This is a genomic window from Aequorivita sp. IT1183 (genome assembly GCF_058068265.1).
In genome coordinates this window covers 416348-429435 of sequence record NZ_JBYRHS010000004.1, presented here as the reverse complement: position 1 = coordinate 429435, position 13088 = coordinate 416348, and the positions used below count along the sequence as shown (strand labels likewise).

Below are 13088 nucleotides of genomic sequence, written 5' to 3'. Positions count from 1 at the left end.
CAAAGAACTAATCTTCCAAAATACTCGGATCCCGAAGTTGTAATTCGCAATCTTTTGTTAGTGAAGGGTCTATTTTCAGATGAATTTTACCCAAAGCATTGGGTTTTAAAACCGTATTTTTTGAAATAATTATTCTCTTTTTCGAAGTTAAATTCAAAGTAGCGTTTTCCGTAAATTCTTGATTTTGGATCATTACTTCCGAAATAGCATTTAGTTTAAAATCCCAGCGGCTAAAACGCTGATTTTCGATTCTAACTGGTTCTTTTTCAGCAAACATATCAAACACCATTTTCACTGCACGACCTGTATTTAGCATTCCCGCGCCGTACATTCCTGCGTAAGGTTTATTGGGCTCTACATCGTCAATGTTCGTAGAAGTTAGTTTTATGATGCTCTCCACTTGTTCGGCAGGAAGACACGGATAAAGTGAAAACATAAGTGCTACACTTCCCGTTACCAATGGAGCCACCCCCGAAGTTTGATTAAATTCACTCACGTCTATTTTATCCCGCAGTGAGAGTTCACTGTATCTAAATATTCCACTTGAAGGCGCTACAATATCAATTGCACTGTTCAAGTTTCGGATACTAATAGGATACATATGCGGAACTTGTGTAGTATCATTATTTTTAAAACCTGCAGTAAGCCCAACATAATTGCGGATGTTTTTCACATAATACAATCCTTTGTCTTCTTCTATTTGTATGTTTTCCTCAAAATTCTCATAACGGTGCGAAGCTGAACTAACCGCGATTACTCCATCATAAGATGCGGGATAGTAAAATTTCTTTCCGTGGGTTTTAATATAAGATGGGTTATGGCCGATGGCAACCACTACAGTTCCATTTTCCAGCATTTCATAAATGGCTTGTTGTGCTGTTTCATAATAGTGTGTAAGTCCCCAACTGCAATTAATTACTTTCACGCCCAATTTAGAAAGCTCCACCAACTGTTCTAAACTATCAAAATGGCGGTAATTTGTAGAATAAATACTGCAATCGTAACAAACTCCTGCAATTCCGTAAGCGTTATTCCCTTGTCCTGCAGCAGATTCAGCTACCGAAATACCGTGACCTTTTGCCAAATATGACTCTTGAATAACCTTGCTTTTTCCTGCAAATTCTTTGTCGTCAGGGGGCACGGAACCGTCTGAAATCCCAACAATAACATCGCGAGAACCTGTTGTATAATACCAAGCTTTTGGCACGCCCATCACATCCAGATAGTCGAGGTTTACTTGCGCGCCTAAATTTTCACCTATCGTACTAGTCAAGCCATAATCATTTGGCTCAAATATTTTTTTGTCTTCCTCGGCTATCAATTCGCCAAATTCAAAAAGATGAGAAGCATTTTGCAGCAAATCTGTCATCATTGCTTCATTATTGGCAATTACAAAAAATGTCTTTTTCAGATTTTCCTTCTTGGCGTGCTTCCACGTTTTTTTGAAACTCTTGATTTTATAATTTCGTAAAGCGGCTTTTAACCTGGCATCGTTGCCTTTATAAATTAAAAACTCATCTTCTTTTTCAAACTTTGGCACGAATGCCGTATCGCGTGCACGCAGATAAAACCAAGCATCAGGCTGCGCATTTGCTGAAAATGCAATGAGAAAAATTAGAGAAAATAGGAGAGTTATACGCACTTAAAATTCTTTTCACACAAGATACTTCTTTTTTAGAAAATTGAAGAAATATTGAAACTTTACGAGGCATTTCTAATAAGAAATATTCCGCATCCAAAAAAGTTTGCTGTATTTTAGCGGCATGTATCAAACACTTAAAAAAGTAGCACTTTCGTTAGTTCCGAAGAAAATTCTTTTTAAACACGATGTGTTTTTTCGCTCCATTTTTGCATTTCACTTACGCGGAAAAACCCACGAGTGTCCCGTATGCGGAAAGGGTGTTAAAAGCTTTATTGAAATACCTGCCGATCTACTCTGCCCCTTTTGCGGAAGCCGTTCGCGAACCCGAAGACTTTATTCACTCCTAATTGAAAAGAACTTACTTCACGGAAAAGTGCTTCATTTTTCGCCTTCGCGAAGTGTTTACAGATTACTAAAGAAAAACCCAAACATAAATTATTTCAGCACCGATTACGAAGATGAATTTATTGCTGAATACAATTACGATATCACCAAAATTCCGTTGGAAGATAATTTTTTCGACTTGATAATATGCTATCATATTTTAGAGCATATCGAGGACGATAAAAAAGCCATGGAAGAATTGTTTCGAGTTTTGAAAGTGGATGGAACTTGTATTATCCAAACCCCTTTTAAAGAAGGTACTATTTACGAAGATTTTTCAAAAAAGTCACCAATAGAGCGGCTGGAAGCTTTCGGGCAAGAAGACCATGTGCGCGTTTATTCTGTGGATGGATTACAAAAAAGACTTAAAGAAAACGGTTTCCAAAATGTTGAAATCAAAACTTTTTCTGCAAACGAGCGTTACGGGTTTATGGAAGAAACTATACTAATTGCAAAAAAATGATTTCAATCCTAATTCCCACATATAATTACAATGTATTTCCGTTGGTTGAATCATTGCATAGTCAGGCTATAAAACTGGCGATCGACTTTGAAATCAATGTTTACGACGACTGTTCGCCAAACCCCGTTGCGGCTAACGAAAATATAAATAGCTTAAAAAATGCCTCTTTCCAAATATTGAAGAACAATATTGGCAGAAGTGCAATTCGGAATCTTTTGGCGAAAAACGCGAAATACGAAAATCTACTTTTTCTAGATGCAGATACCGAAGTGATAAAAGAAGATTTTCTTCAAAATTATATTGCCGCAATTCAAAAAGATACTGAGATAATATATGGCGGAATCCTTTACCAAGCCGATCCTCCCGCAAAATCAGAAACATTGCGCTGGCACTACGGCCAAAAGCGAGAAGCTTTGCCTGTTTTGGAAAGACAAAAACAGCCACATTTACGATTTCTGACTTTAAATTTTCTGATAAAAAAATCAGTTTTTTCCAAATTAGCATTCAACGAAGAAATACCTAATTTAAGACACGAAGACACACTTTTCGCTTTAGACGCTAAAGCAAAAAATGTAAATGTTACACACATTGATAATCCCGTAATCCATCTTGGATTGGAGAGCAGCGAGATATTTCTTAGAAAATCAAGAGAATCTGTTGAAAGTCTACATAGCTTTGTTTCTCAAGGTCTCATAAACTTTGATCAAACAGCACTTTCTAAAAAAGCTCAAACGCTAAAAAATTATAAATTGAAAAGTGTGTCGGCTGTATTTTACAAAACTTTTCGCGGCATTATGGAGCAAAACCTTTTGTCGTCTCAACCATCATTAATTATCTTCGACATCTATAGATTGGGATATTACCTCAGTTTGTAAAAAATTAAAAAAATGAAGTTTTCTGTAGTCATATCGGTATTTAACAAAGAAAAGTACATTGGTGATACTTTAAAAAGTGTCTTGGCTCAAACAATTACTAATTTTGAAATCGTTATTATAAACGACGGCTCCACAGATAATAGTGAAGCCGAAATCTTAAAATTCAAAGATCCGCGGATTTGTTATTTTTCACAAAAAAACCAAGGCGCTGCCGCAGCCCGAAACGCAGCAATTGAAAAAGCAAAGCACGAAAACATAGCCCTTTTAGACGCAGACGATTATTGGTATCCATTCTATTTGGAAGAACAAAATAGGTTGTTAACAGAGTTTCCGAACGAATCCGTTTTTGCCACCGCCGCCGAAATTAAGCGTAACGGAAAAACTTTTCAAAATAGTTATTCCATCAAAACCATTGGCAAAGATGCCGTGCTCGTAGATTATTTTGAAGCAAGCCAAATAGACTCGGTTTTGCACAGTTCGTCAACTGTTATAAAAAAAGAAGTGTTCGAGAAAGTAGGTTGGTACGACTCAACAATAAAAAGCGGCGAAGACACAGATTTGTATGTGCGAATAGGCCTGAAATATAAAGTTGTTTTTAGCCCGAAAGTTTGCGCTACATACGCAGTTAGAGAAAACGGTTTATTTAAAAGCGTACGAAAACTTGACGAAAAAGCAAATTTTGAATCGTACGAACCATTCGAAGAGTACAACCCTGCTCTTAAAAAGTTTCTGGATTTAAATAGATATTCGCTTTGTATTTTTGCGAAAATGGAAGGTGATGAAGAAGCATTTCAGAAAAATTTCAGAAAAATAGATCAGAGCAATCTCGGTAAAAAGCAACAGTTCTTATTGAAGCAAAATAAAACTATTTTGAAATATATGTTGAAAACCAAAAACGGACTCGAGAAATTAGGGCTGCGATTAGGTACTTTTAAATAGCTTGAATTCGTCGTATTCGCGGATATAATCATCTTCGTTATATTCTGCGCTAACCAACGATAAACAAACAGCTCCGGAAGAGAAAGTTTCTAACTCTCGCCAAACGCCATTCGGAATTAACAATCCTCTGTCTGGTCTATTCAAAATTATAGTTCTTCGCTTTATTCCATTGTCCAAAACCACGTCGAAACTCCCACTTAACGCAATTAAAAATTGCTGTAGCTCCTTGTGAGCGTGACCTCCGCGGGTAGAAGAACTTGGAACATCGTACAAATAATAAACCCGTTTTATAACAAATGGAAGAAAATTCTTTTCAACCACCGAAAGGTTTCCACGACCGTCCGGATCGCTTATTTTGGGGATTTCTTTAAGTTCAATTTTATCTAAATCAACGTATTGCATGCTGTAAAGTTTGATTCCATTTTTCGGAAATGTGTTGCATTGAAAATTTTTCTACGGAAGGTTTTGTATTCTTCTTTAATTTTTTATAAAGTGTTTCATCAAAACAAATGCTTTGGAGCGCTTCAGAAAATAAAGGTAAACTTCTTTCGGCAATCAACAAGCCGTTTTTTTGGTGTTGTATTATTTCCGAAGGCCCTGAAATTATATCCAACGAAACCACCGGAGTCCCTAAAGAAAGTGATTCTACAAGCACCATCGGGAAACCTTCGTATTTGCTCGTTAAGGTTACGCAATGCGCATTTTTTATTATTTGAAAAGGAGTTTTTGTGAATGGTAAAAAGATAATTTGATTTGAACATTCTTTAGAATTCACCAACTTTTGAAGCATTTTCTTATCCTCCCCATCGCCCAAAATAACAAGATTTACGCCCTTTTGCCAAACTTTGGATTGCGAAAAAGCCTCAATTAAAAACGAGAAATCTTTTATAGAATCATCCAACCTTCCGTAAGAAAGTATGTATTTTTTATTTTGAAGTATTTCGGGTAATTCGCTGCTATCATTTTCCCAAGATGGGTCAAATGCGTTATGGATTGTTGCGGAATTTTCGATTCCTTCTTTTCTTAAAATTTCCCTTTCAATGTATTCAGATACAGCAACATTCAAAATATTTTTTCGACAGATTTTTGAAAATGCGCTAGGATTTTCAGTTAAGTATTCTGTCTTTTTAGAGCTGTGAACGACATATATTTTATTGATTTCACGATAAATAAATTTGGAATAAAATAATTCGCGCTCCAGATTATTCTTTGGTCGGTGATCGATAACAACATCAAAATTTTCGGTTTTCAGATAATTGCGAAATTTTCGAAATCTGAGCAACCGTTTTACCAACGTATCTTTTTCAGTTTTCAGCTTACCCAAATTGAGCAATTTTCCGCTAAATGGATAATCAATTTCATCATTTAAAACTACCAAATGCACTTCGTGACCTTGCGTTTCCAACATTTGAGAAAGCATTGCGCAAGACCGCTCCAACCCGCCTTTTGCAAGCGAAATTGAAACTAGGCACACTTTGAATTTCTTTTCAGTTGCCATCGTTTTTATTTGTGTATTTTTGGTTGCACAGGGCAAATATAGGTTTATAAGAATACTTTTAATCTGGTGCACGAAAAAATTAACGACAAACTTTTCACCGCAAAAGTGCGGAGCTCGCAAAGAAATCTTTGTGAACTTTGCGTAAAGTCTTGGTGCCGTTTGTGGTAAAATAAAGCGAACAATGAAAATACTTTTGGTAGGCGAATACAGCAGACTCCACAATTCCTTAAAAGAAGGATTATTGGCGCTGGGCCACGAAGTAACGTTAGTTTCCACAGGCGATGAATTTAAAAGTTTTCCGTCAGACGTACTACTAAAACGAAATTACGATTCTGGAATCTTCAAAAAAGTGAAAGTTGGATTGTACAGACTTTTCGGGTTGGATATTACTTCGCTTTCTTTGAAAAACCAATTTTTTCAGCAAAAAGAAAAATTTAAAGGTTTTGATGCCGTGCAATTAATAAACGAAAGTCCGTTCGGAATTTTGCCGAAATACGAAAAGGAAATCATTTCATATTTAAAAACTAACAACAAAAAACTATTTCTACTTTCCTGCGGCACGGATTATACGAGCGTAAAATATGCTTTTGAAAAGAAGTTTCGTTACTCTATTTTCAATCCACTTTTTGAAGGGAAAATTTCAGAAAAAGACTATTTCCCAGCCTTAAAATATTTAAAACCCGAATACGAAGATTTACACAAATTTGTTCTTAAAAATGTAAGTGGTGTAGCAGCTTCAGATTTTGATTATGACATTCCACTTTTGGGAACTGAAAAGTATTTCGGACTAATTCCGAACCCTGTAAATACTGAGAAATTAAAATTTCAATCTATTTCATCACAGGGGAAAATCATCATTTTTCACGGCATAAATAGAGAAAATTATTTCAAAAAAGGAAATGATTATTTTGAAGCTGCGCTTGAAAAAATACTAAAAAAACACCCTTCAAAAGTTGAAGTAATTACCGTTGAAAATGTACCGTATACAGAATATATCGAAAAATATAACTCGGCACATATTCTCTTAGACCAAGTGTTTGCGTACGACCAAGGTTATAACGCGTTGGAGGCAATGGCAAAAGGAAAAGTGGTTTTTACTGGAGCCGAAACCGAGTTTTTAGAATGGTTTAATTTGAAGGAAGACGAAGTGTGCATTAACACGCTTCCCGATGTAGATTATTTAGTCGAAAAGCTAGAAGACTTGATTTTAAATCCTGAAAAACTGAGTGCCATTTCAACCAATGCCCGAAAGTTTATAGAACGGGAACACCACTATATTTCCATCGCCAAAAAATATTTGGAGTTTTGGAATGCGGATTAATTTCGACGTTAAAAAGGCAATTCAATAGATTCGGGATCGATAAAATCTTTTGAATATGGATTCTCAAGAAAGCTAAGTGGCGGCTTTTGAAACTTTAAAATATCTTCTCTTTCAATACCATAAACCTGCCAATAATTGGAAAGTAATTGGGCAAATATATCTTCATCCCAAAACCCGAAAAGCGGCTTGCTACCCACAGCTTTAACGGGCAAAGATTCAACGATAATTTTATCTTCTCGTGTTTCAATTTTGTACTCAGGTTTATATTGATATATATAATCTGAATAGTGAAAACGCGCGTATAATTCCTCAAATTGAATAGGATGTAAAACGTGGCCTTTCATTTTTTCAACGATATCATTTTGCTTCTCTCCTATTACACCATTATCCTGCAAACACGCAATAATTCCAAAACCATTAACGCCCATTGAAAACATTAAATTCACAGTGTCATCGCGGTAACTAAAAATATCTGATGAATATTTAAGTGGGAAAACGATAATGCTCCAAGGCTTTTTGCCAACAAATGAAACTGGGTTTATTAATGATTGAAGCATTAAATGAAAGTTTCCAAATCGTTCCCGAAGCATCGGAGAAAGTTTAAATTCCTCACCTTGCCTTAGCAGCCTGTCTTTTTCATAAACCATCTCGTAATACAAAAGTCCATATACAATTCTACCTGTCCATTGAAAAAGTACTTCTTCATCAAGAGCTGCTACGCCTTCAAAGCCTTTATTATATGCTGTTTGAACTTTTAAATCGAGTTCTGCGAAAGCTTTTTTTACCTCAGGAGAGCAGGGCAATTCAAGATCGGAATATTTGTAAGATTTGGTTTTATCCATCATCTCAATTTTCTCTTCACCAAATTTAAAATGATCCATCAGCCATTCCGGAAAAACCGAGATGCGCTCATTCGTTAATGCCCCCGAAAGGAAGCAAAAGTGTTCGTCAAAAATTAAATCGTCAAATGGATTGAAAAGAGTAAAAGACATAAAAATTAAGCTTCAAAATTTTGCTGCAAAGATAACCATATTGAATTGTTTGCGCCGCCCAATTTCCAAAGAGATTACTACAGAATTACAATAAAGAAATCCCTAAATAAAAGAATCAAGTTTTACTTACTATTCAACTACTTTGGGTTGTTTTTTGAAATAACGGAACACTAGGAAGAATACCACAAAAAAGTAAATTACATATCGTATAAAGTGCGCCATTACTACGCCTTCAATGCCGTAAATTCCAGCTAAATAATAGGCAAAACCATAAAAAACTGCAAGTGAAAGTAATTCTGAAAATATGAAATTTCGCACCATTTTTTTAGCTAAAAATTGATACCCTAAAACCAGAGCTGCCAAACGCACAAAATCGCCCAACAATTGCCATTTGAAAAGGGGCGCCATTGCCACAAAATCTGGATAAATAATTTGGATTACGTAATCTCGTAAAAAGAAAAGCAGCAACATCCCAACAGCAAAAAGTGGTAGTAATGTTTTGTAGATATTGAAAAGTTCTGCTTTAAAATCAGTTTTATTGTGAATTCCTGCAAACTTTGGAAGCACATACAGCGTAAAAATGGCACTCGAAAAAACCATGTAATTTTTTGAAATATTGGTCATCGCGGTCCAAATTCCCGCATCGGACATTGTGATGCGATTTTGAATCATAACACGAATATCAATTTCAACATAGTTCAACAAAACCGTAGAGAAAAAAGACATTAATGAAAAAGCCAACAACCCTTTGGCCATCGGCATTTTAAAAGAAAGTTTGGAAAACTGAACGTATTCCCGAAGTACTTTTATAAAAATGAAAAGCAATACAAAAAACTGTAATGCGGGAGTAATAGCGATGGCAACAAGTGCGCCATCAATATTGTTGTTAAGCAATAAAACCACTGTTAAAACAGCACTCAAAATATAACTGAAAAGATCTATTCCAGCCAATTTTTTATAACGCGAAAGCCCGTTGACTATCCCATTAAAGATGCGATACATACTTATAAATGGCACAATTACGGCCAAAAGTTTTATAAGGTATATATAATCTGGAGAGTCGAAAATAGTAGTGCTTAAATAGCTTGAACCAAAAAACAGGACTGTGGAAACTACAATTGTACCTACAGTGGTAAAAACAAAAGTGGTAGAAAACAATTTTTGAAGCTGCTCTTTATCATCTTTATATTCGGCAACGTATTTTACAACGCCACTGAAAATACCCACAGATGCAAATGAGCTAAGCATTTCCAAAAGGTTACGGAGGGAACCGATTTTTGCGATTCCAGCTTCTCCAACCATTTCAGCCAATAATCGCTGAATAAAAAGGGAAATAAACAACCTAACGCCAATAACACCGGCGTTTAAAGAAGTCATCTTTAAGAGTAAATTTCCTTTTATGAATTGTGGAACTTTCAATTAGTAAAGATTTAAAATTGAAATCACTTTTGTTACTTCTTCTTTTGTCATTATCGGACTCATAGGAATACTTATTACCTCGTTGTGTATTATTTCGGTAGTTGGAAAACTTAACTGTGAAAACTCTGAAAGTGCCTGTTGTCTGTGCGGTGGAATTGGGTAATGTATTAAATGACCGATTCCATTTCTGTCCAAATAATCTATAAAAGCATTCCTATTTTTTACGCGAACCACAAAAAGATGAAACACGTGATTTTCACTGCTATCGTACTTCGGAAGTACGATTTTTTCATTCTTTATTTCAGAAATGTACCTTTTCGCAATTTCTCTTCGGTTTTCGTTATCAGCATCCAACGTTGGCAATTTTACATTCAAAAATGCTGCTTGCAACTCATCCAGTCTAGAGTTAAAACCTAAATATTCGTTGACGTATTTTGTTGAAGTGCCGTAATTTCTAAGCTTGTGAATTACTTCGGCTAAAGCCTTGTCATTAGTAGTTACTGCTCCCCCATCTCCCATAGCTCCGAGGTTTTTAGAGGGATAAAAACTAAAACCCGCAGCATCGCTTAAATTTCCTGCGCTTTTGCCAACTTCATTTTTTGCTCCGTGCGCTTGTGCCGCATCTTCAATAACTAACAAATTCTTTTCACTGGAAAATTTCAAAATCTCCTCCATTGGCGAAAGCTGGCCGTATAAATGAACGGGCATTATCGCTTTTGTTTTTTTGGAAATAGAATTTTTAAGTGAAGTTATATCGAAATTATAATTATCGAAATCTGCTTCTACCAAAACTGGTTTTAAACCCGCCTGTTTTATTGCTAAAATTGTTGCAATATATGTATTTGAAGCCACCAGCACTTCATCATTTTCTTCTAGCTTCCCAAGTATTTTATAACCCTCTAAAATCAACCGCAGTGCGTCCAAACCGTTTCCAAGGCCTATGCAATAAGTTGTTCCGCAATAGCGCGCAAAATTGGCTTCAAATAGCTTAACCTGATTTCCTAAAATATAATAACCAGAATCCAAAAATTGTTGGAATTCATTTTGAAATTTCGCTTCAAAACGCTGGTTGATTGCTTTCAAATCTAAAAAGGGAATCATATAAATACGTCGTTTAAAAGGTGATGGTTCTCCGTTCTAATTTCATAAAAGTCGTGAACAATACTTCTCCCGCCGAAGCTTTCTTTCCAGTTTAAAAGCCCTTTGTTCACTTGCATTCCCTGCGCTTCGTTACTGATGCCAAAGTCGAAATATCTTTTATGCGAAAAATGCTCCAATAAATGATTAAAGAGAAAATCTAAACCACCTGTTTGTTTCCCAATTTCGTTTGCCGAAATATATTGGGCGTGTGCTACAGTAGCCGATTCAAAAATGGTGGTTCCGGCTACAATTTTTTCGCCTTTATAAACATTGAATTGTTTGATGTTTTCAGGAAAGCGAGATTGCAGTAACACAATTTCTTCTAAAGAATGAACAGGTTTTTGATTGTGAATTTGTTCTAAATTAGGCTCCAAAACTTCGTTCCAAAAAGGTGCGAAATTTGCTTCTTCCCTAATCTCCAATTCATTTTTGACTCCTTTTTTTATTCCGCGTAAGCGATTTGAAGATTTAATTTTCAAACGGTTTTCGAAATCAACACAGCTGGTTAAATCGCTACGTGTTAATGTGGCTTTGATTAAAAAAAGTAGATATTGAATTTCGTCACTTGGTAATTGATGATAAATTTTTGGAAGCATTTTCAGCCTTAATACATCTATTCCCTCATTATTCAGAAAAGTAAGTATGTTTTTGAAAATCGGCAAAATTTCTTCGAAAGTGGCTTTCTTACTTAAAACTAGTCCGCCATAACTTAAACCTTGATGCGAAAGTAGCTCGGCACCCGAGATATTTGCAGGAAGTATCGCAACCAACTTTTCGCCTTTAAAAACCAACAACGAATGGTCTGTAAACCTTTCGGAATGATAGTCCATAAAATCCCGCTGAAACAAAAACGTAGCATTCTTTGCTTCTTTTACAAAGCTGTCCCACACAGTTTTTTGCGATGGTTGATATTTTTCTATGTTGTAATTATCCAATTCGCTAGTTTCGGTTTTAATTTGCAATCACTTTTCCACTGTCGTCAATTACTGCCCTCACAGATTTTGAAACAGTGCCATTCTGTAGGTTATAACTCGAATCATCTTCCAAATATTTCAAATACTCAGAATTTTCGCTCAAAATTGAAAATAGCACTCGAAATACATTTACGTTGCTTTTCAATTCAGCATCCATTCCTTCTACCAAATTTCCGTTCCATTTTATGGCTGCCAAAGTAGAATAAGTGGAATGTATTTGATTTGCATCTGTGGTTGAAAACATTTCTGGGTAACTTCCTAAACCAACCCAACCACCGTGATCAGCTAAAATTACAATAATTGCATTCGGGTCTTTCTCAGAAATATAATTTACCGTGTTTTCCAACCAGCTATTAACCTCTTTAATTTTTTCAATATACGTATCGCGCTCCTCCTCTTTTGAAGCTGCAAAATGTATGTGATGCGGCAACAATTTTTCCACAAAGAAAGACTTGGGACCGTCGATTTCTACCGTATCCATTGCAGCTTTTAGATCGTCAAAAACTACTTTTTTCACATTATTATCGTTGCTAAAATATGGTATTTCATCAGTATTTAAATTGTAATAATCGTAGTTCGCTTTTGGGCGATTTTGCTGAAAATATTCGTCTTGAACGATGAAGAAATTTTTATACCCATTGTTCCGTAAAGTTGCAATGGCGGAGTTGTCTCCAGCAATTAGATCGCGCGAATTCGGCATATCAATCGATGGAAAAAGCACCTGTCCAAAACGGTGTTGCTTCATTGAAAAAAGCGATGAATTGGAGGTTAAACTAGCTGGATAATTACTTCGGAAATTATTATAAATCTTAAAACCATTATTTTCCAACCAACCGTAAAATGGATTGTCAAAATGATACAATTCACTTTCCATCATATCTCGCCCTACGTAGCCGTCTGGCTGAATCATATAAATATTTGGAGTAGTTTTAAATGTAGTTTCTGTAATAGAATCTGGTAACTGCGTCCACTTCATTTGCTGCTCGTGCTCCACAATTTTTATAATGCAAGTGATCGTTGGGAGAATACTCATCAACAGAATTATAACAAGTAATTTTTTAAAATGTGCGTGTAATTTCCAAGCTGCCAAAATTGAAACAATCAGCAGTCCCAAAAGCATTTTCTTTTTAATTGTAAGATACATTGCTTGCGACATAAGCGTAGCCACAGTCATAATTATCAGTACAAAAAGTATATGAGTTTTATATTTTGAAAGTGTTTCAGAATATTTGAAGACTAACGAAGCGATCGAAAAAACAACGACTGGAATACCAATAAAAAACAGTAGAAAAAATCCTAAATGCTCCCACGAATTAATAGCCGAAAAGTTATTCGAAAAATAAAAAACTAGCGGATAAAATCCACAAATTAGACCCGTGAGCAACGGATTAAAATTTCCTTTGAAGTATTTTACCAAGAAATTACTCATTAAGTTTTTATG

General features: G+C 35.6%; 12 protein-coding genes. 4 read left to right on the top strand and 8 right to left on the bottom strand.

The window, feature by feature from the left end; translation table 11 throughout:
• Positions 1-7: 7 nt before the first annotated feature.
• Positions 8-1642, bottom strand: coding sequence for a S8 family peptidase (locus AC3RVF_RS10280; RefSeq protein WP_489693329.1), 1635 nt, complete (start codon positions 1640-1642; stop codon positions 8-10).
• Between the two features lie 121 nt (positions 1643-1763).
• Between AC3RVF_RS10280 and AC3RVF_RS10275 the strand changes: the two genes are divergently transcribed.
• The 3 genes from AC3RVF_RS10275 to AC3RVF_RS10265 are packed head-to-tail and all read left to right on the top strand — an operon-like array spanning position 1764 to position 4303.
• Complete coding sequence (locus tag AC3RVF_RS10275) at positions 1764-2489, top strand: class I SAM-dependent methyltransferase (protein WP_489693328.1); 726 nt, start codon at positions 1764-1766, stop codon at positions 2487-2489.
• Positions 2486-3364: a glycosyltransferase gene (locus AC3RVF_RS10270; RefSeq protein WP_489693327.1), complete on the top strand. Its 879-nt coding sequence runs from the start codon at positions 2486-2488 to the stop codon at positions 3362-3364. Before AC3RVF_RS10275 ends, AC3RVF_RS10270 begins: the two co-directional genes overlap by 4 nt.
• A 12-nt stretch (positions 3365-3376) precedes the next feature.
• On the top strand, positions 3377-4303 hold the full coding sequence (locus AC3RVF_RS10265) for a glycosyltransferase family 2 protein (protein WP_489693326.1): 927 nt from the start codon (positions 3377-3379) through the stop codon (positions 4301-4303).
• On the opposite strand, the gene AC3RVF_RS10260 is transcribed toward AC3RVF_RS10265, so the two are convergent.
• Positions 4286-4705, bottom strand: a complete 420-nt coding sequence (locus tag AC3RVF_RS10260; RefSeq protein ID WP_489693325.1) for a sugar 3,4-ketoisomerase — start codon at positions 4703-4705, stop codon at positions 4286-4288. The two genes, AC3RVF_RS10265 and AC3RVF_RS10260, sit on opposite strands and share 18 nt — an antisense overlap.
• The gene (locus AC3RVF_RS10255) at positions 4692-5801 is read right to left on the bottom strand and encodes a glycosyltransferase (protein WP_489693324.1); all 1110 of its coding nucleotides are present in this window, start codon (positions 5799-5801) and stop codon (positions 4692-4694) included. The genes AC3RVF_RS10260 and AC3RVF_RS10255 overlap by 14 nt, the downstream gene beginning before the upstream one ends.
• A gap of 181 nt (positions 5802-5982) precedes the next feature.
• Between AC3RVF_RS10255 and AC3RVF_RS10250 the strand changes: the two genes are divergently transcribed.
• The gene (locus AC3RVF_RS10250; RefSeq protein WP_489693323.1) at positions 5983-7122 is read left to right on the top strand and encodes a glycosyltransferase; all 1140 of its coding nucleotides are present in this window, start codon (positions 5983-5985) and stop codon (positions 7120-7122) included.
• Positions 7123-7130: 8 nt separating this feature from the next.
• On the opposite strand, the gene AC3RVF_RS10245 is transcribed toward AC3RVF_RS10250, so the two are convergent.
• The 5 genes from AC3RVF_RS10245 to AC3RVF_RS10225 form a co-directional block, all read right to left on the bottom strand.
• The gene (locus AC3RVF_RS10245; RefSeq protein WP_489691548.1) at positions 7131-8114 is read right to left on the bottom strand and encodes a hypothetical protein; all 984 of its coding nucleotides are present in this window, start codon (positions 8112-8114) and stop codon (positions 7131-7133) included.
• Between the two features lie 129 nt (positions 8115-8243).
• The gene (locus AC3RVF_RS10240) at positions 8244-9533 is read right to left on the bottom strand and encodes an O-antigen translocase (RefSeq protein WP_489691547.1); all 1290 of its coding nucleotides are present in this window, start codon (positions 9531-9533) and stop codon (positions 8244-8246) included.
• Entirely contained in the window at positions 9534-10634 is a 1101-nt protein-coding gene (locus tag AC3RVF_RS10235; protein WP_489691546.1) for a DegT/DnrJ/EryC1/StrS family aminotransferase, read from the bottom strand.
• On the bottom strand, positions 10631-11635 hold the full coding sequence (locus AC3RVF_RS10230) for a GNAT family N-acetyltransferase (RefSeq protein WP_489693322.1): 1005 nt from the start codon (positions 11633-11635) through the stop codon (positions 10631-10633). Before AC3RVF_RS10230 ends, AC3RVF_RS10235 begins: the two co-directional genes overlap by 4 nt.
• Complete coding sequence (locus AC3RVF_RS10225; RefSeq protein ID WP_489693321.1) at positions 11625-13076, bottom strand: sulfatase-like hydrolase/transferase; 1452 nt, start codon at positions 13074-13076, stop codon at positions 11625-11627. Before AC3RVF_RS10225 ends, AC3RVF_RS10230 begins: the two co-directional genes overlap by 11 nt.
• Positions 13077-13088: the final 12 nt, after the last annotated feature.

What these genes read in the sequence shown, in the direction of transcription:
- AC3RVF_RS10275 (WP_489693328.1), top strand. Translation starts at nt 1,764, where the DNA reads ATGTATCAAACACTTAAAAAAGTAGCACTTTCGTTAGTTCCGAAGAAA.
- AC3RVF_RS10270 (WP_489693327.1), top strand. Translation starts at nt 2,486, where the DNA reads ATGATTTCAATCCTAATTCCCACATATAATTACAATGTATTTCCGTTG.
- AC3RVF_RS10265 (WP_489693326.1), top strand. Translation starts at nt 3,377, where the DNA reads ATGAAGTTTTCTGTAGTCATATCGGTATTTAACAAAGAAAAGTACATT.
- AC3RVF_RS10260 (WP_489693325.1), bottom strand. Translation starts at nt 4,705, where the DNA reads ATGCAATACGTTGATTTAGATAAAATTGAACTTAAAGAAATCCCCAAA.
- AC3RVF_RS10255 (WP_489693324.1), bottom strand. Translation starts at nt 5,801, where the DNA reads ATGGCAACTGAAAAGAAATTCAAAGTGTGCCTAGTTTCAATTTCGCTT.
- AC3RVF_RS10250 (WP_489693323.1), top strand. Translation starts at nt 5,983, where the DNA reads ATGAAAATACTTTTGGTAGGCGAATACAGCAGACTCCACAATTCCTTA.
- AC3RVF_RS10245 (WP_489691548.1), bottom strand. Translation starts at nt 8,114, where the DNA reads ATGTCTTTTACTCTTTTCAATCCATTTGACGATTTAATTTTTGACGAA.
- AC3RVF_RS10235 (WP_489691546.1), bottom strand. Translation starts at nt 10,634, where the DNA reads ATGATTCCCTTTTTAGATTTGAAAGCAATCAACCAGCGTTTTGAAGCG.
- AC3RVF_RS10225 (WP_489693321.1), bottom strand. Translation starts at nt 13,076, where the DNA reads ATGAGTAATTTCTTGGTAAAATACTTCAAAGGAAATTTTAATCCGTTG.